This window comes from Thermovenabulum gondwanense, from assembly GCF_001601575.1.
GTDB lineage: Bacteria > Bacillota > Thermosediminibacteria > Thermosediminibacterales > Thermosediminibacteraceae > Thermovenabulum > Thermovenabulum gondwanense.
The window spans coordinates 1-23690 of the sequence record NZ_LOHZ01000022.1 but is presented as its reverse complement, the minus strand read 5'-3'; the positions used below and the strand labels follow the sequence as shown (position 1 = coordinate 23690).

30 protein-coding genes are annotated in these 23690 nt (G+C 40.7%); 29 read left to right on the top strand and 1 reads right to left on the bottom strand.

What is annotated here, in order from left to right; all coding sequences use genetic code 11:
- Positions 1-86: 86 nt before the first annotated feature.
- The 9 genes from noc (at position 87) to ATZ99_RS02615 (ending at position 7719) form a co-directional block, all read left to right on the top strand.
- Positions 87-884, top strand: a complete 798-nt coding sequence (gene noc, locus ATZ99_RS02655; RefSeq protein ID WP_068747836.1) for a nucleoid occlusion protein — start codon at positions 87-89, stop codon at positions 882-884.
- Positions 885-970: 86 nt separating this feature from the next.
- Positions 971-1732, top strand: a complete 762-nt coding sequence (locus tag ATZ99_RS02650) for a ParA family protein (RefSeq protein WP_068747699.1) — start codon at positions 971-973, stop codon at positions 1730-1732.
- Positions 1725-2570, top strand: a complete 846-nt coding sequence (locus tag ATZ99_RS02645) for a ParB/RepB/Spo0J family partition protein (RefSeq protein ID WP_068747698.1) — start codon at positions 1725-1727, stop codon at positions 2568-2570. Before ATZ99_RS02650 ends, ATZ99_RS02645 begins: the two co-directional genes overlap by 8 nt.
- Positions 2571-2730: 160 nt before the next feature.
- Positions 2731-4158 (top strand): [FeFe] hydrogenase H-cluster radical SAM maturase HydG, encoded by a 1428-nt coding sequence (gene hydG / locus ATZ99_RS02640; RefSeq protein ID WP_068747697.1) that lies wholly within the window; start codon positions 2731-2733, stop codon positions 4156-4158.
- Positions 4159-4244: 86 nt separating this feature from the next.
- Entirely contained in the window at positions 4245-4940 is a 696-nt protein-coding gene (locus tag ATZ99_RS02635) for a DUF554 domain-containing protein (protein WP_068747696.1), read from the top strand.
- A 40-nt stretch (positions 4941-4980) separates the two neighbouring features.
- Positions 4981-5493 (top strand): DUF4446 family protein, encoded by a 513-nt coding sequence (locus ATZ99_RS02630; protein ID WP_068747695.1) that lies wholly within the window; start codon positions 4981-4983, stop codon positions 5491-5493.
- A gap of 15 nt (positions 5494-5508) precedes the next feature.
- The gene (locus ATZ99_RS02625) at positions 5509-6447 is read left to right on the top strand and encodes a M23 family metallopeptidase (protein WP_068747694.1); all 939 of its coding nucleotides are present in this window, start codon (positions 5509-5511) and stop codon (positions 6445-6447) included.
- A gap of 18 nt (positions 6448-6465) precedes the next feature.
- Entirely contained in the window at positions 6466-6831 is a 366-nt protein-coding gene (locus ATZ99_RS02620; protein WP_068747693.1) for a bactofilin family protein, read from the top strand.
- 27 nt (positions 6832-6858) lie between these two features.
- Positions 6859-7719 (top strand): diacylglycerol/lipid kinase family protein, encoded by an 861-nt coding sequence (locus ATZ99_RS02615; protein WP_068747692.1) that lies wholly within the window; start codon positions 6859-6861, stop codon positions 7717-7719.
- Here ATZ99_RS02615 and yyaC read toward each other — a convergent pair.
- A complete protein-coding gene (yyaC, locus tag ATZ99_RS02610; protein ID WP_068747691.1) occupies positions 7709-8293 on the bottom strand; it encodes a spore protease YyaC in 585 nt (194 codons plus the stop codon). The genes ATZ99_RS02615 and yyaC overlap by 11 nt on opposite strands.
- A gap of 132 nt (positions 8294-8425) precedes the next feature.
- Here yyaC and ATZ99_RS02605 point away from each other — a divergent pair, with 132 nt between their 5' ends.
- The 20 genes from ATZ99_RS02605 to ATZ99_RS02515 all read left to right on the top strand — a co-directional run.
- Complete coding sequence (locus tag ATZ99_RS02605) at positions 8426-9001, top strand: CvpA family protein (protein ID WP_068747690.1); 576 nt, start codon at positions 8426-8428, stop codon at positions 8999-9001.
- Between the two features lie 13 nt (positions 9002-9014).
- On the top strand, positions 9015-9590 hold the full coding sequence (gene yedF / locus ATZ99_RS02600; RefSeq protein ID WP_068747689.1) for a sulfurtransferase-like selenium metabolism protein YedF: 576 nt from the start codon (positions 9015-9017) through the stop codon (positions 9588-9590).
- A 14-nt stretch (positions 9591-9604) separates the two neighbouring features.
- Entirely contained in the window at positions 9605-10411 is an 807-nt protein-coding gene (locus tag ATZ99_RS02595) for a mechanosensitive ion channel family protein (protein ID WP_068747688.1), read from the top strand.
- Positions 10412-10418: 7 nt separating this feature from the next.
- On the top strand, positions 10419-10637 hold the full coding sequence (locus ATZ99_RS02590; protein ID WP_068747687.1) for a DUF951 domain-containing protein: 219 nt from the start codon (positions 10419-10421) through the stop codon (positions 10635-10637).
- Positions 10638-10706: 69 nt separating this feature from the next.
- Positions 10707-10994: a 30S ribosomal protein S6 gene (rpsF, locus tag ATZ99_RS02585; RefSeq protein WP_068747686.1), complete on the top strand. Its 288-nt coding sequence runs from the start codon at positions 10707-10709 to the stop codon at positions 10992-10994.
- Between the two features lie 11 nt (positions 10995-11005).
- Positions 11006-11458: a single-stranded DNA-binding protein gene (locus ATZ99_RS02580; protein ID WP_068747685.1), complete on the top strand. Its 453-nt coding sequence runs from the start codon at positions 11006-11008 to the stop codon at positions 11456-11458.
- 24 nt (positions 11459-11482) lie between these two features.
- Positions 11483-11707 carry a 30S ribosomal protein S18 gene (gene rpsR / locus ATZ99_RS02575; RefSeq protein WP_068747684.1) on the top strand — a complete coding sequence of 75 codons (225 nt, stop codon included), beginning with the start codon at positions 11483-11485 and terminating at the stop codon, positions 11705-11707.
- A 48-nt stretch (positions 11708-11755) separates the two neighbouring features.
- The gene (locus ATZ99_RS02570; protein ID WP_068747683.1) at positions 11756-12694 is read left to right on the top strand and encodes a YybS family protein; all 939 of its coding nucleotides are present in this window, start codon (positions 11756-11758) and stop codon (positions 12692-12694) included.
- Between the two features lie 24 nt (positions 12695-12718).
- The gene (gene rplI, locus ATZ99_RS02565; RefSeq protein ID WP_068747682.1) at positions 12719-13165 is read left to right on the top strand and encodes a 50S ribosomal protein L9; all 447 of its coding nucleotides are present in this window, start codon (positions 12719-12721) and stop codon (positions 13163-13165) included.
- Between the two features lie 6 nt (positions 13166-13171).
- The gene (gene dnaB / locus ATZ99_RS02560; protein ID WP_068747681.1) at positions 13172-14518 is read left to right on the top strand and encodes a replicative DNA helicase; all 1347 of its coding nucleotides are present in this window, start codon (positions 13172-13174) and stop codon (positions 14516-14518) included.
- A 116-nt stretch (positions 14519-14634) separates the two neighbouring features.
- Entirely contained in the window at positions 14635-16026 is a 1392-nt protein-coding gene (locus tag ATZ99_RS02555) for an NAD(P)/FAD-dependent oxidoreductase (protein WP_068747680.1), read from the top strand.
- Between the two features lie 12 nt (positions 16027-16038).
- Positions 16039-17325, top strand: a complete 1287-nt coding sequence (locus tag ATZ99_RS02550; RefSeq protein ID WP_068747679.1) for an adenylosuccinate synthase — start codon at positions 16039-16041, stop codon at positions 17323-17325.
- A 116-nt stretch (positions 17326-17441) separates the two neighbouring features.
- Positions 17442-18134: a DUF1638 domain-containing protein gene (locus ATZ99_RS02545; protein ID WP_068747678.1), complete on the top strand. Its 693-nt coding sequence runs from the start codon at positions 17442-17444 to the stop codon at positions 18132-18134.
- A gap of 70 nt (positions 18135-18204) precedes the next feature.
- Positions 18205-19356, top strand: coding sequence for a uroporphyrinogen decarboxylase/cobalamine-independent methonine synthase family protein (locus ATZ99_RS02540; protein WP_068747677.1), 1152 nt, complete (start codon positions 18205-18207; stop codon positions 19354-19356).
- A gap of 12 nt (positions 19357-19368) precedes the next feature.
- On the top strand, positions 19369-19515 hold the full coding sequence (locus tag ATZ99_RS11770; RefSeq protein ID WP_157074688.1) for a hypothetical protein: 147 nt from the start codon (positions 19369-19371) through the stop codon (positions 19513-19515).
- Positions 19516-19655: 140 nt separating this feature from the next.
- The gene (locus tag ATZ99_RS02535) at positions 19656-20462 is read left to right on the top strand and encodes a formate/nitrite transporter family protein (protein ID WP_068747676.1); all 807 of its coding nucleotides are present in this window, start codon (positions 19656-19658) and stop codon (positions 20460-20462) included.
- A 22-nt stretch (positions 20463-20484) separates the two neighbouring features.
- On the top strand, positions 20485-20865 hold the full coding sequence (gene gcvH / locus ATZ99_RS02530; protein WP_068747675.1) for a glycine cleavage system protein GcvH: 381 nt from the start codon (positions 20485-20487) through the stop codon (positions 20863-20865).
- A 71-nt stretch (positions 20866-20936) separates the two neighbouring features.
- Positions 20937-22616, top strand: a complete 1680-nt coding sequence (locus ATZ99_RS02525; RefSeq protein WP_068747674.1) for a formate--tetrahydrofolate ligase — start codon at positions 20937-20939, stop codon at positions 22614-22616.
- A gap of 27 nt (positions 22617-22643) precedes the next feature.
- Positions 22644-23279 (top strand): cyclodeaminase/cyclohydrolase family protein, encoded by a 636-nt coding sequence (locus ATZ99_RS02520; RefSeq protein ID WP_068747673.1) that lies wholly within the window; start codon positions 22644-22646, stop codon positions 23277-23279.
- 13 nt (positions 23280-23292) lie between these two features.
- A partial coding sequence (locus ATZ99_RS02515) for a tetrahydrofolate dehydrogenase/cyclohydrolase catalytic domain-containing protein (RefSeq protein ID WP_281178153.1) occupies positions 23293-23690 on the top strand: 398 nt, incomplete at its 3' end.

Below are 23690 nucleotides of genomic sequence, written 5' to 3'. Positions count from 1 at the left end.
ATGTTTTTTAGAAGTAAGAAGGATATTTTTAAAAAGAATAGAATTTATTAAAAATAAATAGAAAAAATGTAAGGCGGTGGTAATTGGTGTGGGGGGAGAAGAGGAATGAGATAGTAAACATACCGGTAGATGCGATAAAGCCCAACCCCTATCAGCCGAGAAAAAATTTCGATGATGATTCCCTTAAAGATTTAACCGAATCCATAAAAAATTATGGTGTTCTGCAGCCAATAATAGTTAGACGGATCGGGAAAACAAACTACGAATTAATTGCCGGAGAAAGAAGATGGAGAGCGAGCAAAATAGCGGGGCTGAAGGAAATTCCGGCAATTATTAGAGATGCTAAGGAAACCGAAACCGCTATAATGGCATTAATAGAAAATTTACAGAGGGAGAACTTGAATTTTATAGAGGAAGCAGAAGGTTACAGGCTTCTTATGGAAGAACACGGTCTAACACAGGAACAATTGGCAATGCGGATAGGGAAAAGCCAGTCTACCATAGCTAACAAAATACGTATATTAAAGATACCACCTGATATTTTGAAAATTATTTCCCAGGAAAACCTGACTGAAAGGCATGCTCGAGCCCTGTTAAAAATTCCCGACGAGGAAATGCAAAGGGAGGTAATTAAAAAAGTAGTTGAAAAGGGCTTGAATGTGAGACAAACTGAAGAATTAGTTGACTCCTATTTGACAAAGCAAAAGCAGAAAGAGAAAAATAAGAAAAAAAATCTAAAAATCGCGATAAAGGATATCAGGATATTTGTAAATTCTATTAGAAAATTGGTATCGAATATAAAAGACACAGGCCTCAGTGCGGAATATAAGGAATACGATAAAGGGGATTATATAGAGCTGGTGGTTCAAATACCCAAGAGGTAGAGAACCATTATTTTTTTTATTTAATAGAAGGAAATAAAATGATAAAATAGAAATAATTATTATAATAAAGCTGGGTTGGTGAAAGGATGGCAAAGATTATAGCAATTGCAAACCAAAAGGGCGGTGTGGGCAAAACCACCACTGCTGTAAACCTTAGCTCCTGTATAGCCTCCTTAGGGAAAAAAGTCCTGATAGTAGATATAGACCCGCAGGGAAATTCCACCAGCGGCCTGGGAATTGATAAAGAAAAATTAAAAGGATCCCTGTATAATGTTTTAATCAACGGTGAACCGGTTGAAGACAATATCATTGATACTAAATATAAAAACCTCCACATTATCCCTTCGAATATCCAATTAGCCGGAGCTGAAATCGAACTTGTTATGATGGAAGGAAGGGAGTATTTGTTAAAAAATTCCCTGGAAAATATAAGCGATCGTTATAATTATATTATCATTGATTGCCCTCCTTCTCTGGGACTTCTTACAATTAACGCCCTTACGGCTGCCAACTCGGTTTTGATACCCATACAATGCGAGTATTACGCGTTAGAAGGTTTAAGCCAGCTGATGAATACAATAAAATTGGTTCAAAAGTCATTGAATGAAACCCTTGAAATTGAAGGAGTTTTGCTCACCATGTTTGACGCCAGAACAAATTTATCAATACAGGTAGTAGAAGAAGTGAAAAAATTTTTTAGAAATAAAGTATATAAAACTATCATACCCAGGAATGTAAGGTTGAGTGAGGCACCGAGCCACGGAAAGCCAATAATAGCCTATGACCCCAAATCCAAAGGGTCCGAAGTATATATGGAACTGGCAAGGGAGGTGCTCGGAATTGCCTAAGAAGGCTCTTGGAAAGGGACTTGGGGCTTTAATCCCCTTAGATGAAGGAAAAGAAGAGAATCTAATAGAGATAGATGTAGATAAAATATATTCGCGGGAAAATCAGCCAAGGAAAAATTTTGATGAAGAAAAACTGATAGAACTTGCCGAATCTATAAAAACACACGGAATCATTCAGCCTATTATACTGAAAAAAACCGAACGAGGTTATGAAATAGTTGCCGGTGAAAGAAGATGGAGGGCTGCAAAAATAGCCGGATTAAAAAAAATTCCCGCCGTAGTAAAGGAACTGACCAGAGAAGAAATAATGGAGGTCGCTTTAATTGAAAATATCCAGAGGGAAGATTTAAATCCTATTGAAGAGGCTGAAGCATACAGGACTTTAATAGAACAATGCGGATTAACTCAGGAGGAACTGGCCAAAAAGCTCGGCAAGAGCAGACCTTTTATAGCAAATACATTGAGATTGTTGAATTTGGATGATGAGATAAAAAGTATGATGATTAAGGGAGAAATAAGCTCGGGACATGCAAGGGCACTGTTGGCATTGGAAGATTCCGAAGAAAGGATGTCACTGGCTAAAAAGATTTTAAAAGAGGGATTATCGGTAAGGGAAACCGAAGAGTTTATAAAAAAGGCGAGAGAAAATAGAACAAAGGAAAATTTTAATAAAGATAGAGGAAAGGAAGGAAACAGGTTCAATGATGTTGAAGAAATTTTACGTTCCGCATTGGGAACCAAGGTAAAAATTAAAGGAAGTGGCGACAGAGGCAAGATTGAAATTGAATTTTACTCTAAGGAAGATCTGGAGAGGATAATTGAATTAATAACAATATAAATTGTTTCACGTGAAACATTTTTTAAATTATATCCTGACGTGAGGGAAATTCCTGAGCGAAGGGGGGAGAAATTCATGTCAATTTTAAAAGCGGCTTTCCCTCCGGGAGGATAAAGATTAGTAACTGTCACTAAAATCAATAAATTAAGGAGGGAAAGTAATGGAGTATGTATTGAAAGAGGATCCCGAAAATTTTAAGGCAGATTTCATCGATGATCAAAAAATTTTAGAAGCCCTGAAAAGAGGGGAAAAAACCGCAAAAAGCGAAATAAGGGAAATAATTGAAAAGGCGAGAGAAGCAAAAGGTTTGGATATTAATGAAGTGGCAAGCCTTCTTTATTTAGAAGATGAGGAGTTGCTGGAAGAATTATACCTGGTTGCCAAAGAAGTCAAAAACAAAATTTACGGTAACAGGATAGTTTTATTTGCACCTCTTTATTTCAGCGACTACTGTGTAAACAACTGCAGGTACTGCGGTTATAGAAGAGAAAATGATGCCAAGAGAAGAAGGCTGACCATGGATGAAGTTAGGGAAGAAGTACAAATACTGGAAGAAATGGGGCATAAAAGACTTGCCTTAGAGGCGGGAGAAGATCCGGTAAACTGCCCGATAGATTATACTCTGGAAGTAATTAAAACCGTGTACGATACCAAGTTAAAAAACGGCAGTATAAGAAGGGTTAACGTCAATATAGCAGCCACTAATGTGGAAAATTACAAAAAATTGAAAGAGGTAGGTATTGGAACGTATATCCTATTTCAGGAAACCTACCACAGACCAACGTACAAATACATGCATCCCGCCGGACCGAAAAGCGATTACAATTATCACACTACTGCTATGGACAGGGCCATGCTGGGGGATATAGATGACGTAGGATTGGGCGTGCTGTTTGGCCTTTACGATTTTAAATATGAAGTGGTGGCGCTGATAATGCACGCTAAATACTTGGATGAAAAGTACGGGGTGGGGCCCCATACCATTTCCTTTCCCAGATTGAGGCCGGCAAAAGGGGTTGATTTGAAAAGCTTCCCGTATCTGGTAAGCGATAAAGATTTCAAGAAAATTGTAGCCATTGTAAGGCTCGCCGTCCCCTATACAGGAATGATCCTTTCAACCAGGGAAAAGCCGGATTTTAGAGAAGAGGTTATTTCGGTAGGGATTTCGCAAATAAGCGCCGGATCCTGTACAGGTGTGGGAGGATATCACGACGAAATCAGTAAAAAAGAAAAAAATGCCTGTTACCAATTTGAAGTGGAAGATAAAAGAACTCCCAACGAGGTATTGATGTCCCTATGCCGGCAGGGGTACCTGCCCAGTTATTGCACCGCCTGCTACCGGATGGGTAGGACCGGCGACAGGTTCATGGAACTGGCAAAAACCGGAAACATACAAAACCTTTGCCAGCCAAATGCCATTTTGACTTTTAAAGAATTTCTGATGGATTACGCCGATGAAAAATTGAAAGAAATAGGAGAAAAGGTAATTCAAAAAAGCTTAATGGATATTCCCAACGAAACCATCAGAAAAAAGACTGTTGAAAAATTATCGCGATTGGAACGGGGGGAGAGGGATCTATACTTTTAGTGAAAACCCGGGAAAATCCCCGGGTTTTTTCATAAAAACCTTTAACTTAAGGAAATGTTATAACAAAAGGAATTGGGGGATAAAAATTGCTGGGCACGGTAGTAAATTCAGTATCTATACTGATAGGTTCCTTGCTGGGATATTTCTTAAAAAACAGTTTCAGCGAAGATATTAAGTCCACGGTGATGCAGGGGCTTAGCCTTACGGTAATGCTTATAGGAATATCCATGAGCATCAAGACAAACAACTTACTGGTGGTTACTTTAAGTATAGTCACCGGAGCGATCATCGGCGAAAGTTTAAAAATAGAAGAAGGACTTAATAAGATAGGAGGAAGAATTGAGAAGAAGTTCTCAAAAACCGAAGGAGAGTTTACAAAGGCTTTTGTAACGGCCAGTCTGGTATACTGCGTGGGGGCCATGGCTATTATGGGGTCAATTGAAAGCGGTTTAAGCGGAAACCACAGTATTCTTTTTGTTAAGTCAATACTCGACGGGGTTTCGTCTATAGTCTTCACTTCCAGCCTGGGTATAGGAGTGGCCTTTTCCTCCCTTCCGGTTTTTATCTACCAGGGGGCCATAACGCTTTCTGCAAGATTTATTAAAGCGTATTTAACCCAGGAAATAATAAGAGAAATGACTGCTACCGGGGGTCTTTTAATTTTCGGCATAGGCATAAACATGCTGTCGGGGAAATCTCGAGTAAAGGTGGGTAATTTTCTGCCCGCAATATTTACCGCGATATTTATAACTTATTTATTCATGAAATATAATTTTTATTAATGTGATGTGCAGATTAAGGATCTAAGGGAGGCAAATAAAAATGCAGCTACAGTACATACAGGAAGTAAAGAGACTAATTGGAGAAAATATCGATACACTTATATTGATAACCGTTTTCCTTTATATTGCCGCACTTATAATTTTTATTGCCGTCAGCGTAAAATTGACAAAAATTATGAAGAAATATCAGGCACTTACAAGGGGAATGGATGGGAAAAACCTGGAGGAAATTTTGATGATGATAGCCAGGGAAGTGGAAAAAACAAAGGAAGATGGGGTAAGTATCAAAAAAAAAGTGGAAGATTTTGAGGCAAGGTCTAAGGCTGCATTACAAAAATTTCACGCCATCAGGTACAATGCTTTTGAAAATATGGGAAGCGATCTTAGCTTTAGTATTGCTCTGTTAAACGGGAATAACGATGGATTTATAATAACCAGCATTTACGGGAGGGATGAGAACAGGGTGTATTTAAAGCCCATCAGCGGCGGAACCAGTACGTATCTGTTAAGTGAAGAGGAGAAAAAGGTTTTACAAAAGGCACTCTCCGAATAGCCGGGAGGATGATATATGAAAAAAAAGAAAGATAGTATGACCATAATGATAGTGCCCCATTCGGATAAAAAAACCCTTTCCTTCTTTCTGGATTCTAAAAAAATTTCCATAGTTAAATACGGCGTGATATTTTCTTTGTTTCTTATTGTGCTTTTAACCTTTAACCTTATAAGATACATAAATCTCATCAAATCGGAAAATTATAAACTCTTACAGGAAAATGAAAATTACAAGGAAATGGAACATAAAATAAAGGAATACAATCAGCAGAAAAAACAATTAGAAGACAAAATAAATGAGGTCGAAAAAAAATTGTCCAAAATAGAGGAATTGGAAGGTAAATTAAACCAGGTCTTGAAAGACAGTACATTTAAAATACAAGATTACGGGCTTACACAGCAGAAAACTATGGGGCTTTCCAGCCGTGGGGATATAAATCGAGGAGAATTACTTTTGATACTAAACGACCTAAATGAAAAATTGGAGGAAAAGGAAAAAAATCTGATAAATCTTTCAGAAGCTTTAATGGAAATGAAGGAAAGGGTAGATTCCATCCCGGGTTTATGGCCGGTGCAGGGTGAAATAACTTCTGATTTTGGCTACAGGAAAAATCCCTTCGGGAGAGGCAGAGAGTTTCACGATGGAGTTGATATTTCGGCAGCTTACGGTACAAAGATTAAAGCGGCGGCAAACGGAGTGGTGGTATTTGCCGGATACAAGGCGGGATACGGATATACCGTTATTATTAATCATAATAATGGAATACAGACCATGTATTCTCATGCCTCAAAAATACTTGTAAGAAAAGGACAAAAAGTTTTAAAGGGCCAGGATATAGCTGCGGTGGGAAGCACGGGGAGAAGCACCGGTGCTCACCTTCATTTTTCTATTTTACACAATGGTAGATTTATAGATCCTTTAACCTACATAAAAAAACAATCCTATCAGGATTGAAAAAACAGGGGGGAATTTATGTTCGGCAAAAAGGAAGAATTAAATTCGGCGAAAGACAGGGTAGAAACGATTATAGGGAAAAATGCAGAATTTCAGGGCAAGATAATTTCCAGCGGGGTCCTTAAAATCGATGGAACGATGGAGGGAGAGATAGAAAGCGAAAGCGATATAATAATATCGGAAGGATCTAAGGTAAAAGCCCAGATAAAAGCCAACAATGCCGTAATAGCGGGCGAGTACCAGGGTAATATATTTTTAAAAGGAAAACTTTATATTAAAACTTCGGGGAAGGTAACCGGAGATGTGAAGGTTGAAGGGATTATAGTTGAAGAGGGCGCTGAGTTTAACGGTAAATGCGAAATGATAAGGACGGAAAACGGATAAAAAATGCAGGAAGGGGAGAAATAACGGTTGTCGGTATTTTTTGTAATAAATCCAGTAGCAGGGAGAGGAAGGGCTAAAGGGGTTTGGTCTAAAATCCAAAAAAAGATCGATATAAAATACAATTACTGCTTTACCAGTCGGGCAGGAGAAGCTACTTATTTAGCGCAAAAAGCCTGGGAACAGGGTTTTAACACCATAGTTTCCGTGGGTGGAGATGGAACCATAAGGGAAATTGTAAAATCCTTAGCCGGTAAAGAAGTAAAATTAGGTATAATACCTGCGGGAACAGGAAATGATTTTGCGAGGACCGTGGGTATTCCCGAAGATATAGAGAAATCTTTAGATTTGATTAAAAGGGGAAACACCAGAAAGGTAGATGTTATAAGCTGTAATGGTGAAATACTTATCAACGCAGCGGGGGCAGGGCTGGATGCCTTCGTAGCGGATTGCGTGAATAATGAAGTTAAGTTTTTAAAGGGCAGCGCGGCCTATATATTTGCGGTAATAAAGACCCTTTTAAGGTTTAAACCCCAGGAAGTTGAAATTATTCTCGATGGTAAAGTGCTAAAAAAAAGGGTGTGGCTTGTTACGGTTAGCAATGGCAGGTATTATGGCGGCGGTATGATGATATGCCCTACCGCCCAGCCGGATGACGGATATTTAGACGTTTCGATAGTAAATGAGGTTGGCAAACTCGAGATATTAAGATTTTTACCAAAAGTATTCACAGGAAGGCATACCACCCATCGGTCGTACGAAACCATACGGGGGAAGAAGGTTACAATAAAAAGCCGGTCTCCGATTTTGGTTCACACCGATGGGGATATAATCGGGGTTACGCCAAAAACCTTTGAATTATGGCCCGGGGCTATAAACATTATTTCCTGAAATAAAGGATTATTCCTTTATGTATGGAATCCGATATAACCTTTGCCATTTCGTAAACTATATAAAGCCTCGTATTCTGCAGGACTAAGTACTCCATCAGGCCTCCAAAATTGACGGTTCCCGTAATATGAAAAGCCCCAACGGGAGGTAATTCTTTTTTCACCCCGGCACCGGGCTTTAACGGTCCCTTGCCCAGCTTAATAGTGCCGATATTTTCGAGCCTTCCTAAGGAAGCGTCAATAGCTATAATAAAAGGTTTTTCCTTTGAATCGTTAAGTTCCTGCAATACTTTTTCGAGATTTCCAGCGTGAACCGGCTCTTTCAAACATCCGAAAACGTTTACAAGGGGGATTTTTTTTATAACAGGATCTTCTAAAAGAAAATTTCCAACCATTGGCCCCAAGGAATCACCTGTGGATCTATCGGTTCCGATACATAAAAAAACAATTTCGCTTTGCTGCTTCCATTCCTCTTCTAAAATTCTCCCTATGCCCCTTGAAAGGATTTCAGAAGCAAGAGGATTTTCTATATGAACCCTTATTTCCTCGGTTCGCAATAACTGCGGTATTATCATCGGAAACCTCCTAAACAGAGCATTTTTTAATATTATTGACACTGATAGTAAAAATCTATTCATTTTTGTAACAAAATTCCATAAAATGCATATCTTATTAATAAGTATCCTTTTGTAGAGGAGATGCTTTTTATGAATTTCCTCGATATTTTTTTACTTTTTATTTTTATAAAAGGAGCTGTAGATGGGTACACAAGAGGGATTGTAACATCAGCTATAAATGTAGTGGGAATAATAATTTCAATCTATGCTGCTATTTTTTATCAAAAAAACACTGTAGATTTTCTTTCAAAAAATTTTGGCCTGGAACGAAGATTGGCTCAGGTTTTTAATTTGGGCACCGGGAGATTGCCTTCCGATCCCCTTCCGGCCGGGATATTAAATCATAGAATGATTTTGGATATGGCATTAAATGCAATAGCTTTTCTCGTTATCTTCGCCGGGATACAGATTATTTTTGCCGTGGCTGAATATTTTATTGCTGGGTTAACAAAGAAAACAAAAATGTCTTTTTTAAACAGGCTGTCCGGAGCTTTTTTATCCCTTATCGCTATTGCTTTATGGCTTTCCATAGTTACAACGGCTTTTCAGCCCTTTTTCACAATTTTTAACAATAGATACTTTTGGAACTTGCTCAATGAATCGAAGATATTGAATCAGTTAAGGGTTATTGATACAATATTTCCGAAGGTTATAAAATTTATTTAAAAGGAGGAAAAATATGGTAAGCGTGGACTGCAGGGGGAAAAAATGCCCGGAACCTGTTATTATGACCAAAAACGCACTGGAAGAAAATGAAAACATTGAAGATATAACTGTAATCGTGGATAATGAGGTATCAAAAGAGAATGTATCTAAGTTTCTAAAAAGCAGAGGATTTTCCGTAAAAGCGGAAGAAAAGGAAGGACTATTTTATTTAACTGCTCATAAGGAAGAAAAAAAAGAAGATAAAACCGAGGGAAAAGATGATTATGTGGTTCTGATTGGCAGGAATACTTTTGGACAAGGTTCCGAAGAGCTCGGGAAATTGCTTATGAGAAGTTTTTTATATGCATTGAGCGAATCGCAAAAACTACCCGAATCCATAATTTTTGTAAACAGCGGAGTTTTCCTGACCACCGGGGGTTCGGAAATTACGGGAATATTAAAAACCCTTGAAGAAAAAGGAGTAAGCATACTTTCCTGTGGCACCTGCTTGGATTACTATAACCTTAAAGAGAAACTGCAGGTGGGAAGCATTACGAATATGTACACAATCGTAGAAAAAATGACGTTGTTTAAAACCATTACTATATAAAGGGTGTTTTCTTTATGAACTATTGGACTCAGCTGAGTTTTTTAAACACTAAATACGCAAAAATGCTTTATGTTATAATTTTATCGGTATTAATCGTAAAAATATTAAACCGGTTCATTGATGGCCTTTTTCACCGGCAGACGAAAATAATTAAGACAAATGAGAACAGAATAAAAACCTTGGGAGGGCTTTTAAAAAGCCTTTTGAAATACACCGTATATTTCGTCGCGCTCCTGATACTTCTGGACCTGGCAGGTATAAACACCTCTTCTCTATTAACCGCTGCGGGCATCGGCGGCATCGCGGTGGGATTTGGAGCCCAAAGCCTTGTGAAAGATGTAATTGCGGGATTTTTCATTTTGTTTGAAGATCAATACCAGGTGGGGGATTACATTGAAACAGGAGAAGTAGAGGGCTTTGTGGAGGAGGTAGGGTTCCGAATTACAAAACTCAGGGATTTTGGTGGACAGCTCCATATAATACCCAACGGGGAGATTAAAAGGGTAACAAACCACACGAGGGGCAATATGAGGGCGCTCGTGAAGGTAAAGGTATCCTATGAAGAAAATATAGAAAGGGTTTTCAGCATTCTAAGGGAAATATGCGAGGAAATTAAAACCCTGGAGTACATAAAAGAAGGCCCGGATGTTTTAGGTATCACAGATTTTGGACTGGAAGGAATCGAATTCACCATTATATCTAAGACAACTCCGCTTAAGCAGTGGGCGGTAGAAAGGGAAATCAGGAAGAAAATCAAGGAACGTTTTGAAAAAGAAAAAATAAGTTTTGCTTATTTTAAAGCCCCGCTAAAAGGTGCTTAAAGGAGTGATGCAATTGAAATTTTATCTCGGTGATGTAGTTGAAATGAAAAAAAAGCACCCCTGCGGAAGCTTTCAATGGGAAATATGGAGGCTGGGAGCCGATATAGGGATAAAATGCTTGGGATGTGGAAGAAAAGTCATGATCCCGCGGCCAAAATTCGAAAAAGGCGTTAAAAAGATAGTAAAAAGTATGGGACCGGGAGAGCTTGAAAATCTGACAGAATAATGATATAATACGCAAGAGCATCTCTGCTCCGGTGAAATTCCGGGGCCAAATGTCCGAGGAGGTGAAAAGATGAGGAGCTATGAAACCATGTACATCCTCGACCCCGATTTGAATGAGGATTCAACCAATTCTTTGATTGAAAAGTTCAAAAGCGTAATTACCGACAGAGGGGGAGAGGTACAGGAGATCGAACGGTGGGGAAAAAGAAGATTGGCCTACCCCATTGAGCACCGCAAAGAAGGGTATTATGTAATAATGTACTTTACTGCAGACCCATCGGCGGTGCAGGAAATGGAAAGGCTTTTGAAGATTACCACCGGCGTTTTAAGGCACATCGTTATCCGGAAGGATAGATAGGGGTGTAAAACTTGAATAAGGTTATTTTAATCGGAAGGCTTACAAAAGACCCCGAACTGAGGTACACCCCTGGGAGCGGGGTAGCCGTGGCTACCTTCACGCTGGCCGTCTCGAGGCCCTTTTTGAATCAAAAAGGGGAAAGAGATACGGATTTTATTCCCATCGTGGTTTGGAGAAAATTGGCCGAACAATGTGCGAGCAACCTTAGAAAGGGCAGACTCGTGGGGGTTAGCGGAAGGCTGCAGGTGAGGTCTTTTGAGACTCAAAATGGTACAAGAAAATGGGTTACCGAAGTGGTAGCTGAAGAAATACAATTTTTGGATAGGCCTAAGGCAACGGATTCCCAGGAAAGGGAACCCGAACCCCAGACGGGTGCTTTTGAAGAAGGATTTAATGACCCGGATATAGATTTGAATTTTGATTTCGATGAGGATTTAAACGCCGGAGAAGATTTGCCCTTCTAAGTATTAAGAAAAGGAGGATAGAGGGTGAAGGCGAAAAAGAACAAGAAGAAAAAGGTCTGCAGTTTCTGCGTGGATAAAATAGATTATATTGATTACAAAGACGTGGCAAGATTGAGGAAATTTATAACCGAAAGAGCAAAAATCTTGCCCCGTAGGATTACAGGTAATTGTGCAAGACATCAAAGGCAGCTTACCGTTGCCATCAAAAGAGCCAGAAACATGGCTTTACTGCCGTTTACCACGGAATAAAGAGAGGGGTAATCCCTCTCTTTTTTTAAGCAAAAAGGGGGAAAACTTATGCAAAACAATACCAGGGCACTGGTTGAGGGAGCGCTTCTATCAGCAATTACGATTATTCTAAGCTTGCTTTCGCTTTATATACCGATTCTGGGGACCTTTGCAAGCCTTGTCTGGCCTGTACCTATAATACTTCTCGGTATAAGGCATGGATTGAAAATAAGCATCCTTGCCACAGTCGTATCGGGCATCATCGTAGCCATGCTGGAAGGACCTCTACAGGCTCTTACCGTAATTTTGGGATTTGGGCTTATAGGGATAGCCTTAGGATGGGCAATAAGTAAGGATTTTTCCGCAGAAAAATGCTTGGCGGTGGGCACCGTGGCTTCCCTTATAGCCAAGGTGGTTTTGATTATTATTTCCCTTTACGTAATGGGAATTAACCCTATAAATGAGGAAATTGCTGCATTGAAAGAATCCGTGGAGCAGGTAACGAAATTTTACACATCCATGGGCATGAATAAAGAATTGGTGGAACAGACCACACAAAACTTTAAGCAGGCGGTAAACCTTCTCTCAATGGCAATCCCCGGGGTATTTGTGCTCGCTTCCATTGTAGACTCCTTTTTAAATTACAGTGTGGCAAAACTTGTAATAACAAAGTTAGGAAGCAGGATTAAGGATTTTACCCCTTTCTGGCAGTGGAAGCTTCCGTCCTTTACGGTATTTTTTTTCATGATTGGGATATTGCTCACTTTCCTTGAACCCTACTGGCCTGCGGGAATATTAAAAACCATAGGGATGAATTTGCAGCTGGTATTTTACTTTGCCTTTTTTATAGAAGGCTTTTCCCTTCTTGCCTATTACTTTGGCAAATACAATGTATCAAAACCATTAAGAGTTCTTGCGGTCTTATTGGTGTTCTTCAATCCTTTCTTTGCGCAAATAGTAGCCTGGGCCGGAATGTTTGATATATTAATGAATTTTAGAAAATTGTAACTTAATATTATAGGGGTGAGAAAAATGAAGGTCATTTTAATTCAGGATGTTAAAAACCTGGGCAAAAAAGGCGATGTGGTTAATGTGGCCGACGGTTATGCCCGCAATTTCCTCTTCCCCAGGAATTTAGCCATAGAGGCTTCCTCGGGGAACATAGCAAAGCTGGAACAGGAAAAAAAGGCGGTGGAGAATAAAAAGGAAAGGGAAAAAAGAGAGGCCCTGGAACTTGCCAAAAAAATAGAAAATTGCACCCTAACATTGAAGGTAAAGGCCGGTGAACAGGGCAAATTATACGGTTCTATTAATACAAAGGACATTGCTGAGGGCTTGAAAGAACAGTTTAAAATAGATATCGATAAGAGAAAAATCGTATTGCAGGAGGTAATAAAGACCCTCGGAGTGTATGAAGCCACAGCAAAAATCCATCCGGAAGTGGAAGCAAAGTTTAAAATTAACGTAATTGAAGGGTGATAATATATGGAAAAAGCCCTTTCAAAAGTGCCTCCTTACAATATTGAAGCAGAGCAGTCGGTCCTCGGCTCCATGCTTCTTTCTAAGGAGGCTATTTATGTTGCTGTAGAAAGGTTAAAGAGCGAGGATTTCTACAAGGAGTCCCACAGAAAACTATTTGAATGCATTGTAGAGCTTCACGAAAACAGAAATCCCGTGGACCTCATTACCGTTACCGAATCTCTAAGAAATAAAAGGTTGTTAGAAGATGTGGGAGGAGCCACTTATCTGGCCACCCTCACCGAAATAGTGCCTACACCTTCAAATATAGCTGAGTACTGCAAAATAGTTGAGGAAAAAGCTCTTTTAAGGAAACTCATCGAAACGGCCTCTCATATTCTTTCTTCTGCCTATGAGCCAAAAGAAGATGTGGAAGAAATCCTTGATGAGGCTGAAAGAAAAATATTCAATATAGTCCAGAAAAGAAGGGTGGAAAATTTTTACCACGTAAAGGATTTGATCCTTTCCACCTTTGAAAGAATTGAAAAGCTCTACCATACAAAAGGCGGGATAACGGGGGTACCCACCGGTTTTCCTGATTTGGACTCTATGACATCGGGTTTGCAGCCGTCGGACCTGATTATAGTTGCGGCAAGGCCGAGCATGGGCAAAACCGCTTTTGCCCTGAATATTGCGCAAAACGCGGCTATAAGGTATAAAATACCGGTAGCCATATTCAGCCTTGAGATGTCAAAAGAGCAGGTGGTTCAGCGAATGCTGTGCGCCGAATCCAATGTAGACAGCCACAAATTAAGAACCGGGAAATTGGAAGAGGAGGACTGGCCAAGGCTTGCCAGGGCAATGGGGCCCCTTTCGGAAGCTCCTATTTACATCGATGATACTCCCGGAATTACCAGCCTGGAAATCAGGGCAAAAGCCAGAAGACTAAAAGCTGAAAAAGGATTGGGGCTCGTGGTAATTGACTATCTTCAGCTGATATCCAGCAGAAATCAGTCGGAAACACGGCAGCAGGAAATTTCGGAAATTTCCCGTTCCCTGAAAGCTATGGCCAGGGAATTAAACGTGCCCGTGCTTGCTTTATCCCAGCTTTCAAGGGCTCCCGACGCCCGGGCTGACCATCGTCCGGTATTAAGCGACCTAAGGGAATCGGGGAGCTTGGAGCAGGATTCCGACCTGGTTGCATTTTTGTACAGGGAAAACTACTACAATCCGGACACCGATAAAAAGAATATAGTAGAGGTTATCATAGCAAAACAGAGAAACGGTCCTACCGGGAAGGTTGAGCTTCTGTGGCTATCCCAGTATACTAAGTTTGTAAGCGTGGAAAAATATAGGCAAAATGAGATGACATAAAATGCGAATATTTTAAGAAACAATTCATAAAATTATTCATATATAATTGACTAAAAAAATTTTTTCTGCTATATTTATTAGGGTTTTTTAGAAAAAGCATAAGGCGGGGATGCGAGATGAAAAAAAACTACGATGTAATCATCATCGGGGCTGGACCTGCGGGTATTTTTACCGCTCTGGAAATTGTAGATAAAGCGCCAAATACATCGGTATTGATTTTAGAAAAAGGAAAGGACATAGAGCACAGGGCATGCCCCTCAAAGGAAAAAAAGATAAAGTGTATGCACTGTGACCCCTGTTCCATAGTTAATGGATGGGGCGGAGCCGGAGCTTTCAGTGATGGAAAGTTAACCCTAACCACCGAATTTGGCGGCTGGTTGGATGAATATATATCGAAAGAAGAGGTATCCGAGCTTATAGGCTATATAGATAGAATATTTTTAAGCTTTGGTGCTACGGAGATTGTGCACGGTACAGACCAGAATAAGGTTAAAGAGCTTCAACAGAAGGCAGCAACTGCCGATTTGAGATTAATACCGGCAAAGGTAAAACACCTGGGTACGGAAAAATGCTGGCTGATACTGAAAAAGATGTACGATTACCTCAAAGGCAGGGTAGAAATATTAACCTCTACTCCGGTAAAAAAGATATTGGTGGAAGAAAATAGGGCTGTGGGCGTGGAGACGGTTAAGGGGGATAATTACTGTGCGGATTACATCGTGACCGTTCCCGGAAGGGAAGGTGCTGAATGGTTCGCCAGGGAAGCCGTCAGACTTGGACTGGATATGGAAATAAATCCCGTGGATATTGGTGTAAGGGTGGAAGTACCTTCTGTGGTGATGGAACCCCTGACGGATGTGGTATACGAATCCAAATTAGTATACTACTCCAAATCCTTCGATGACAAGGTAAGGACTTTTTGCATGAATCCTTACGGTGAAGTGGTCATAGAAAACAATAGTGGATTAATTACCGTCAACGGGCACAGCTATGCGGATAGGAAAACCACAAACACAAATTTTGCTTTACTGGTAAGTAAGACCTTTACGGAACCTTTTAAAGAGCCTATCTCCTACGGTAAGTACATCGCTACCCTTGCCAATATGCTGAGCGGAGGGGTTATAGTACAGCGGTTGGGAGACCTTTTGTCCGGCAGGCGTTCCACCCCTGAGAGAATAAAAAGGGGTCTGGTGGAGCCCACGCTGAAAGAGGCAACTCCGGGGGACCTCAGCTTAGTATTCCCCTACAGGCATCTGGTAAGCATTTTGGAAATGCTTCAGGCAATGGACAAATTGGTACCGGGAGTAAACTCCAATCACACTCTACTTTACGGTGTAGAAGTGAAGTTTTATTCATCAAGACCCGCCCTTTCTTCATCCCTGGAGACGCAGGTAAAAAATCTTTTTGCTGCGGGAGATGGGGCCGGGGTTACAAGGGGTTTAGCCCAGGCTTCGGTTTCCGGAGTTATTGTGGCAAGAGAAATAATAAAAAGGATATTAAAAGGATAACGAGGTGATGTTATGCCGGGGATAGTGGTCATAGGAGCCCAGTGGGGCGATGAAGGAAAGGGCAGGATAGTGGATTTTTTAGCATCCCGCGCTGATATGGTGGTACGGTATCAGGGAGGGAATAATGCGGGCCATACGGTGGAGGTGGACGATAAAAGATATAAACTTCACCTGATTCCTTCGGGAATACTTCATTCCGGAAAGGTCTGCATCATTGGGAACGGCATGGTAATAGACCCCGTTGCTCTGGTGGAAGAAATAAGGTATCTGGAAAGCTACGGAATAGAAGTGAGAAGCAGACTTAAAATCAGCGACAGGGCACATTTAATAATGCCCTATCATAAACTTTTAGATGAAGTTATAGAGGAACATAAGGGAGAATTGCAACTGGGAACCACCCGAAGGGGTATCGGTCCCGCCTACGTGGACAAAGCCGAAAGAATGGGGATAAGGGTATGCGACCTTCTGGAACCAGAATACTTTGAAGAGAAGGTGGAACAGAACCTGAGAATAAAAAACGAGATTATTCAGAAAGTATACGGGAAAAAGGGCGTAAACAAAGAAGAGATAATTGACCTTTACCTGAAAGCCGGGGAAGAGATTAGAGAAATGGTATGCGACACCACGTCAATAATATATGAATTTTCTAAAAGCGATAAAAAAATACTGTACGAAGGCGCCCAGGGGACCCTACTCGATGTGGACCTGGGGACATATCCCTATGTAACCTCCTCTCATCCGGTGGCGGGAGGGGTGTGCATAGGTGCAGGCGTAGGTCCGACATTTATCGATAAAGTTGTGGGAGTGGTTAAAGCCTATACCACGCGCGTGGGGAAAGGACCTTTCCCTACCGAAATATTTGATGCCACCGGTGATTTTATCAGGGAAAAAGGATATGAATACGGCACCACTACGGGAAGACCGAGAAGGTGCGGCTGGCTGGATATAGTTATGCTCCGTTATGCGGTAAAGGTCAACGGCCTCTCCTATATTGCTATTACCAAACTCGATACGCTGGGAGGAATAAACAAGGTAAAAATATGCGTAGGGTACAGGTATAAAGGGAAAATCCTCACCGACTTCCCGGCAAGTTTAAATGTACTTGCCGAATGCGAGCCCGTTTACGAAGAGCTCCCGGGCTGGGAGGAAGGAGTTTCAAGAATCAAAAAAATCGAAGAGCTGCCCGATAACCTGATAAAATATGTGGAAAGAATTGAAGAATTAACCGGGGTAAAAGCAGCTTTTATATCCATAGGGCCCGGAAGGGAGCAGGGTTTTGAAATAACCGATCTTTTTTAGATTTTTAAGTGGCATAAAGCCGAATTTATAAATATATAATTCCTGTAAGTGATTACTTGCAGGAATTTTTTTTATTAAAGTAGAAAACAATATAAAGATATATCGGAGGTGAATAATTGTTGAATAATGTAGTAATAGCTTGCCACACCCTGAGTGATGAATTAAATTTAGCTTATGCATTGACCAACTGCACTTATCCCGTAATTTGGATAGATTCCGAATATCATTCGGATCCTAATAAACTTAGAAAAAAACTTCAGGAAACGGTAGATTCGGTAAAGGATGCCGATAACCTGCTATTTGCATATGGCTGCTGCGGAAATGGGCTTGTGGGGATACACGCTTCCACCGCCAATCTAATAATACCCAAAACCGAGGATTGTATTTCAATGGTCATGAGCAAGCCCGGAGAAAAGTACGAGAGGGTGAAAGAAACTTATTTTCTTACCAAAGGGTGGATAGAGAGTTCAAAAAGCATTAGCAAAGAATTTGAAAATGCTTTAAAAAAATACGGATTAAAAAAAACTAAAATGATTTTCGAGATTATGCTTAAGAACTACAAGTATTTAATGCTCATCGATACGGGGGCATACAATGTAGCGGAATATATTCCAAAGGCTGAAGAAATCGCGAGGATGACTTCGCTGAAATTACTGCTGGAAAAAGGAGATATCTGGTTTTTGATTAAACTTTTGAAAGGACCTTATGATGAAGATTTTTGCGTGGTTAAAAAAGGAGAAAAGGTAACGGTAGAACATTTTGGATTTACGGATAAAGATTCATTTCATCAGGATTCAATAATCTTATAAAATTTTACACATATTGTACGGCGAAATTTCAAAAAATAATGATAATTTAAAGGAGGTGAGCTTCGAATAAATGGATGAAAGAAAAAAAATAATTGAGGAAAGGGCTCAAATTTTTAGGGACATCTATGAAGGGAAATTACCCAAAAGGGTGCCTGTAGCTACAAAGGTGGACATAACTTACGCTATCCAGTATTCGGGGTTTAATTTAAAAGAAGCCCAGTGGAATTTAGATTTACTGGAAGAAGTAATTGATAAGGTATCGAAAGACTTAGAAAGCGATGTGGTGCCTACGGTAATTTTAAGGTTTCCGCTGATGTACAAATTGCTCGGAGCAAAAAACTTTGTTATGGGCTCGGAAGGTTTCATTCAGCATCCCGAAGTAAGTGCTATGCGTGCAGAAGAATATGATGAACTTATCCGGGATCCCTATAAATTTATAATTGAAAAGGTCCTTCCAAGAATATATGAGAAATTAAACGACAGTGCTGAAAAAAAAACTTTGGTTTTTGCAAAGGCTTACAGGGTATATATTAATTCCACGATAAAAATAAAAACGTTCTCATCAAAAGCCGCTCAAAAATATGGTTTGAGTATAGAGGGAATGAGCGCATTAACCGAAGCCCCCTTTGATTTTATAGCCGATCAAATAAGAGGGTTTACCGGGATGGTGAGAGATATAAGAAGAATTCCCGAAAAAGTTGCAGAAGCGTGTGAAGCGGTGCTTCCCTTAATGATAAAAGCGGGGATTCCGAGGGAACCTTCAATTTATAAAAGGACATTCATACCCCTTCATATGCCTCCCTATCTTCGCACTTCCGACTTTGAGAAACTATTCTGGCCTACCTTTAAAAAGCTGGTAGAAGGACTTGCGGAAAATAATGTGGGAGTAGACCTTTATTTGGAACAGGATTGGATGCGTTATTTGGATTATTTATCAGAACTTCCTCGGGGAATAAAAATGTGGTTTGAATACGGAGATCCTCTTTTAATTAAAAATAAGCTCGGCAAAAAATATATAATAACTGGTCTTTATCCCATTTCCATATTGAGGACGGGCACTCCTGAGGAATGCGTTAATGTAGCCAGAGAACTGGTAGATATTTTAGCCCCGGGCGGAGGGTTTATTTTCAATTTTGATAAACTCCCCATGGCGCTGAAAGATGCAAAACCCGAGAACATAATTGCGGTTAACAGATTTGTAAGGGAATATGCGGTGTATTAAGGAGGCGAAAAAATGGAAATATTTTCTGAGTATTACAAAGGGGAAAAGGATTACATTGAGGAGTACAATATTTCTCCAGAAGAGGAGTCATTCATTATACCAAATATTAGAAGGGAAGAGGATTCGATTTTTAATTTTATCATGTTTTTGCTGATGTAAGGAATAAAAAAATAGCCTTAATAATGAATAATAGCAATGTTATAAAATTATAATAATTTTATAATATTGACAAATTATAAAATTATGTGATAGTATATAAATGTATATACATGTAAACAGATTTTGAAAGGGGGTCTATATTGGAAAAAAGATTTTTATCACCTCAGGAAACCATTAATTTGACGGTGACTAACGGCATCAAAAAAGCCCAGCTTTCCATCGAACAGATGGTGGCTTTGGGTATATTTGCCGGAATCTACATAGGATTTGGAGGGTTTGGCAGTATTACAATAATGCAGACGATGAAAAATATCGATGCGGGTCTGATGAAGTTTTTTGGGGCTATGGTATTCCCGGTGGGTCTCATGCTTGTGGTGGTGTGCGGAGCCGAGCTATTTACCGGAAATAACCTAATGACCTTCGCATTTTTAAAGCAAGAAATTACGTTTTACGCTCTTATCAGAAATTGGATAACCGTTTATTTTTCGAATTTTGCGGGTTCCATGATACTCGCGTATTTAATTGCAAAAAGCGGTTTATTAAAGGATAACGTCATGAACATGGCTTTTTCCATTGCTCAAAGCAAAATTTCCTTGAGCATTGCTCAGGCCTTTGTAAGAGGGATTTTATGCAATATCCTGGTGGTTTTGGCAGTATTGATGGCTGCCGCATCTCAAGATATAATTTCAAAAATTTTTTCCTGCTGGTTTCCAATTATGCTTTTTGTACTATCCGGGTACGAACATAGTGTAGCCAATATGTTCTTTTTGCCCCTTGCAAAATATGGGGGGTTTAATATGGGCTGGGGAGATATTTTATTGAAAAACATCATTCCCGTAACCCTGGGGAATGTAGTGGGAGGAGCAATATTTGTACCCTTGCTGTATCATATAGCTTATATTAAAAAACGAGAAAAAACGGATGAAAAAATTGGTCTAAATGTTTAAATAAGAATCAGGAGGTATTAGCATGCACTTTCCTGAAGATATTAAATATCATCCGGAACATACCTGGATTAAAGTGGCAGGCGATACGGGTACTATAGGCATTACGGATTATGCTCAGGAGGAGCTGGGAGAGATATTATACGTGGATTTACCGCAAGTAGGCGATAAAGTAGAAAAAGACGGTATTTTCGGTGCCATTGAATCCGGAAAAGTATCATCTGACCTTTATTCACCGGTGAGCGGGGAAGTAATCGCGGTAAACGAGGAACTGGAAGAGAGTCCGGAACTTGTGAACGAATCACCCTATGATAAAGGTTGGCTGATAAAAGTAAGATTAAGCGATACATCGGAACTTGAAGATCTTTTAGAACGACGGGAATATTTAGAAAAGATTAATATTTAGTAATTGACTCAGTGTCAATTATTTTTCTAAAATATTTACCAAAAAAATTACTAAAAATGGAGGTATGAAAAATGTACAAAAGCGATATTGAAATTGCTCAGGAGGCCAAATTGGAGCATATTAAGGATATAGCATCAAAAATTGGCCTCTCGGAAGACGAAATTGAATACTACGGAAAGTACAAAGCAAAGGTACATTACGAAAAAGTCTTTGCAAGGTTAGAGGATAAAAAAGACGGGAAGCTCATTCTTGTAACCGCGATTAACCCTACACCGGCGGGCGAAGGTAAAACCACCACTACTGTAGGTCTGGGGGATGCCCTTAGAAAAGTTGGGAAAAATGCGATGATATGCTTGAGGGAGCCCTCCCTGGGCCCCGTTTTCGGAGTGAAGGGTGGGGCAGCCGGAGGAGGCTATGCCCAGGTGGTCCCGATGGAAGATATAAACCTGCATTTTACCGGGGATATTCACGCAGTAACAGCAGCAAACAACCTGCTTGCTGCAATGATTGACAACCATATCTACCAGGGAAATGAACTGGGCATTGATCCCCGGCGCATTGTGTGGAGACGCTGCATGGACATGAATGACAGGCAGCTGAGATTCATAGTCGACGGGCTCGGCGGAAAGGCCAACGGCATGCCCAGGGAAGATGGCTTTGATATAACGGTAGCCTCGGAAGTTATGGCGGTGTTCTGCCTTTCAAGGGATTTAATGGACTTAAAAGAAAGGCTCTCAAGGATAATAGTAGCTTACACCTACGACGGAAGACCCGTTACTGCGGGGGATTTGAAAGCCCACGGCGCCATGACAGCCCTTCTAAAGGATGCCCTGATGCCCAACTTAGTTCAGACCTTGGAAGGCACGCCGGCTTTCATCCACGGAGGACCCTTTGCCAATATAGCCCACGGGTGCAACAGCGTAATGGCTACCAAGCTTGCGCTTAAACTTGCCGACTACGTGGTGACCGAAGCCGGATTCGGTGCGGACTTGGGAGCGGAGAAGTTTTTGGACATAAAAGCAAGGTATGCGGGGCTTAAACCCAATGCGGTGGTTATAGTTGCCAGCATAAGGGCACTAAAGCATCACGGCGGTGTGACAAAAGATAAGTTAAGTGAAGTAAACTTGGATGCCTTAAGGAAAGGAATTGAAAACCTTTTGAAGCATGTAGAGAATATAACGAAGAAATTTAAACTTCCCGCAGTAGTTGCATTGAACAGATTCCCTACGGATAAAGAAGAAGAGTTAACTTTATTAAAAGAAGAATGCAAAGCCCTGGGGGTAAACGTGGTGCTATCCGAAGTATGGGCAAAGGGCGGAGAAGGCGGAGTAGACCTTGCCAATGAAGTATTGAGGCTGATAGAGGAAGGCGAAAACGGATACGCTCCCTTATATCCCCTCGAACTATCCATAAAAGAAAAGATAGAGACGATTGCAAAACAAATATACGGGGCCGATGGAGTGGATTACACTCCGGCTGCGCAAAAGGACATAGAGAACTTGGAGAAGCTGGGGTTCGGCAATCTACCGGTATGCATGGCCAAGACCCAGTATTCCTTAAGTGATAATCCGGCGCTTCTGGGAAGGCCCACCGGTTTCAGGATAACCGTAAGGAACGTAAAAGTATCGGCGGGGGCAGGTTTTGTAGTTGTACTGACAGGAGAGATAATGACGATGCCCGGGCTGCCCAGGAGGCCGGCTGCGGAGAATATAGATGTGGACGAAAACGGAAGGATTTCCGGGCTTTTCTAAAGTAGAAAACGGGATAGGGGGATGCCGATGTATATAGAAAAAACTGTAAGACAATTTACCGAAGCTCTCTCGTCAAAGGAGCCCGTACCAGGGGGAGGGGGCGCCGCTGCATTAGCCGGCGCCCTCGGTAATGCCCTGGGCAGCATGGTAGCAAACCTGACGGTGGGGAAAGAAAAATACAAAGACGTAGAATCCGAAGTAAAACAAATATTACAAAAAACCCAGGAACTGCAGGAAAAACTCCTTTTGCTCATAGACGAAGACGCAAAAGTATTCAGCAGCGTAGCCGCCGCCTACAAAATGCCCAAAAACACCGAAGAAGAAAAAGAAAAAAAACGGCAGGCCTTAGAAAAAGCACTAAAAGAAGCCTGCCAGGTTCCCGTTAAAATAATGGAATACTCCTTGGAAGCCCTCAAACTTCAAAGGAGGCTTGCCGACATAGGCAACAAACTTGCAATAAGCGATGCGGGAGTGGGAGCGCTCCTTTTAAAATCCGCTGTATTAAGCGGAAAACTCAACGTATACATAAACTTGGGCGGCATAGAAGACGTTGAATTTAAAGAAAAAACCACAGAACACATAGAAAAAATAAGCGTCATGGCAGAAGCCATAGCCGAAGAAACCTACCGTATAGTTCTGCAAAAACTAATAATCCAAAAATAAGGAGGCGGAAAAAATGGCAAAAATACTATCCGGCAAAGAAGTAGCCGAAGCCTTAAAACAGCAGCTAACAGAAGAAGTGAAACAGCTACAACAAAAAGGCCATATGCCCTCATTAAAAATAATAATAGCGGGAGAAAAACCCGACTCCGTAGCTTACATAAAAGGTGCCCTCAAAAAGTGCGAAGAAATAGGAATTAAAGGAAGCGTAATTCAGCTTCCCGAAAAAATAACACAAACGGAACTAATAAACAAAATAAAGGAACTGAACAGCGACCCCGACACTCACGGCATACTCATAATGAGGCCGCTGCCCTCCCACCTATCTGAAGACCAGATAAAATACCACATAGACCCCCAAAAAGACGTAGACTGCTTTTCGCCCATAAACGTAGCAAAAATAACCGCGGGAGA

Bases quoted from the DNA above. Each gene is read 5' to 3' on its own strand.
- ATZ99_RS11770 (WP_157074688.1), top strand. From the start codon at position 19,369: ATGGAAATATTTTCTGAGTATTACAAAGGGGAAAAGGATTACATTGAG.
- rplI (WP_068747682.1), top strand. From the start codon at position 12,719: ATGAAGGTCATTTTAATTCAGGATGTTAAAAACCTGGGCAAAAAAGGC.
- ATZ99_RS02570 (WP_068747683.1), top strand. From the start codon at position 11,756: ATGCAAAACAATACCAGGGCACTGGTTGAGGGAGCGCTTCTATCAGCA.
- ATZ99_RS02620 (WP_068747693.1), top strand. From the start codon at position 6,466: ATGTTCGGCAAAAAGGAAGAATTAAATTCGGCGAAAGACAGGGTAGAA.
- ATZ99_RS02625 (WP_068747694.1), top strand. From the start codon at position 5,509: ATGAAAAAAAAGAAAGATAGTATGACCATAATGATAGTGCCCCATTCG.
- ATZ99_RS02540 (WP_068747677.1), top strand. From the start codon at position 18,205: ATGGATGAAAGAAAAAAAATAATTGAGGAAAGGGCTCAAATTTTTAGG.
- ATZ99_RS02520 (WP_068747673.1), top strand. From the start codon at position 22,644: ATGTATATAGAAAAAACTGTAAGACAATTTACCGAAGCTCTCTCGTCA.
- yyaC (WP_068747691.1), bottom strand. From the start codon at position 8,293: ATGATAATACCGCAGTTATTGCGAACCGAGGAAATAAGGGTTCATATA.
- ATZ99_RS02550 (WP_068747679.1), top strand. From the start codon at position 16,039: ATGCCGGGGATAGTGGTCATAGGAGCCCAGTGGGGCGATGAAGGAAAG.
- ATZ99_RS02525 (WP_068747674.1), top strand. From the start codon at position 20,937: ATGTACAAAAGCGATATTGAAATTGCTCAGGAGGCCAAATTGGAGCAT.
- ATZ99_RS02650 (WP_068747699.1), top strand. From the start codon at position 971: ATGGCAAAGATTATAGCAATTGCAAACCAAAAGGGCGGTGTGGGCAAA.
- gcvH (WP_068747675.1), top strand. From the start codon at position 20,485: ATGCACTTTCCTGAAGATATTAAATATCATCCGGAACATACCTGGATT.
- ATZ99_RS02555 (WP_068747680.1), top strand. From the start codon at position 14,635: ATGAAAAAAAACTACGATGTAATCATCATCGGGGCTGGACCTGCGGGT.
- hydG (WP_068747697.1), top strand. From the start codon at position 2,731: ATGGAGTATGTATTGAAAGAGGATCCCGAAAATTTTAAGGCAGATTTC.
- ATZ99_RS02630 (WP_068747695.1), top strand. From the start codon at position 4,981: ATGCAGCTACAGTACATACAGGAAGTAAAGAGACTAATTGGAGAAAAT.
- ATZ99_RS02595 (WP_068747688.1), top strand. From the start codon at position 9,605: ATGAACTATTGGACTCAGCTGAGTTTTTTAAACACTAAATACGCAAAA.
- ATZ99_RS02605 (WP_068747690.1), top strand. From the start codon at position 8,426: ATGAATTTCCTCGATATTTTTTTACTTTTTATTTTTATAAAAGGAGCT.
- ATZ99_RS02590 (WP_068747687.1), top strand. From the start codon at position 10,419: ATGCAATTGAAATTTTATCTCGGTGATGTAGTTGAAATGAAAAAAAAG.
- rpsF (WP_068747686.1), top strand. From the start codon at position 10,707: ATGAGGAGCTATGAAACCATGTACATCCTCGACCCCGATTTGAATGAG.
- yedF (WP_068747689.1), top strand. From the start codon at position 9,015: ATGGTAAGCGTGGACTGCAGGGGGAAAAAATGCCCGGAACCTGTTATT.
- dnaB (WP_068747681.1), top strand. From the start codon at position 13,172: ATGGAAAAAGCCCTTTCAAAAGTGCCTCCTTACAATATTGAAGCAGAG.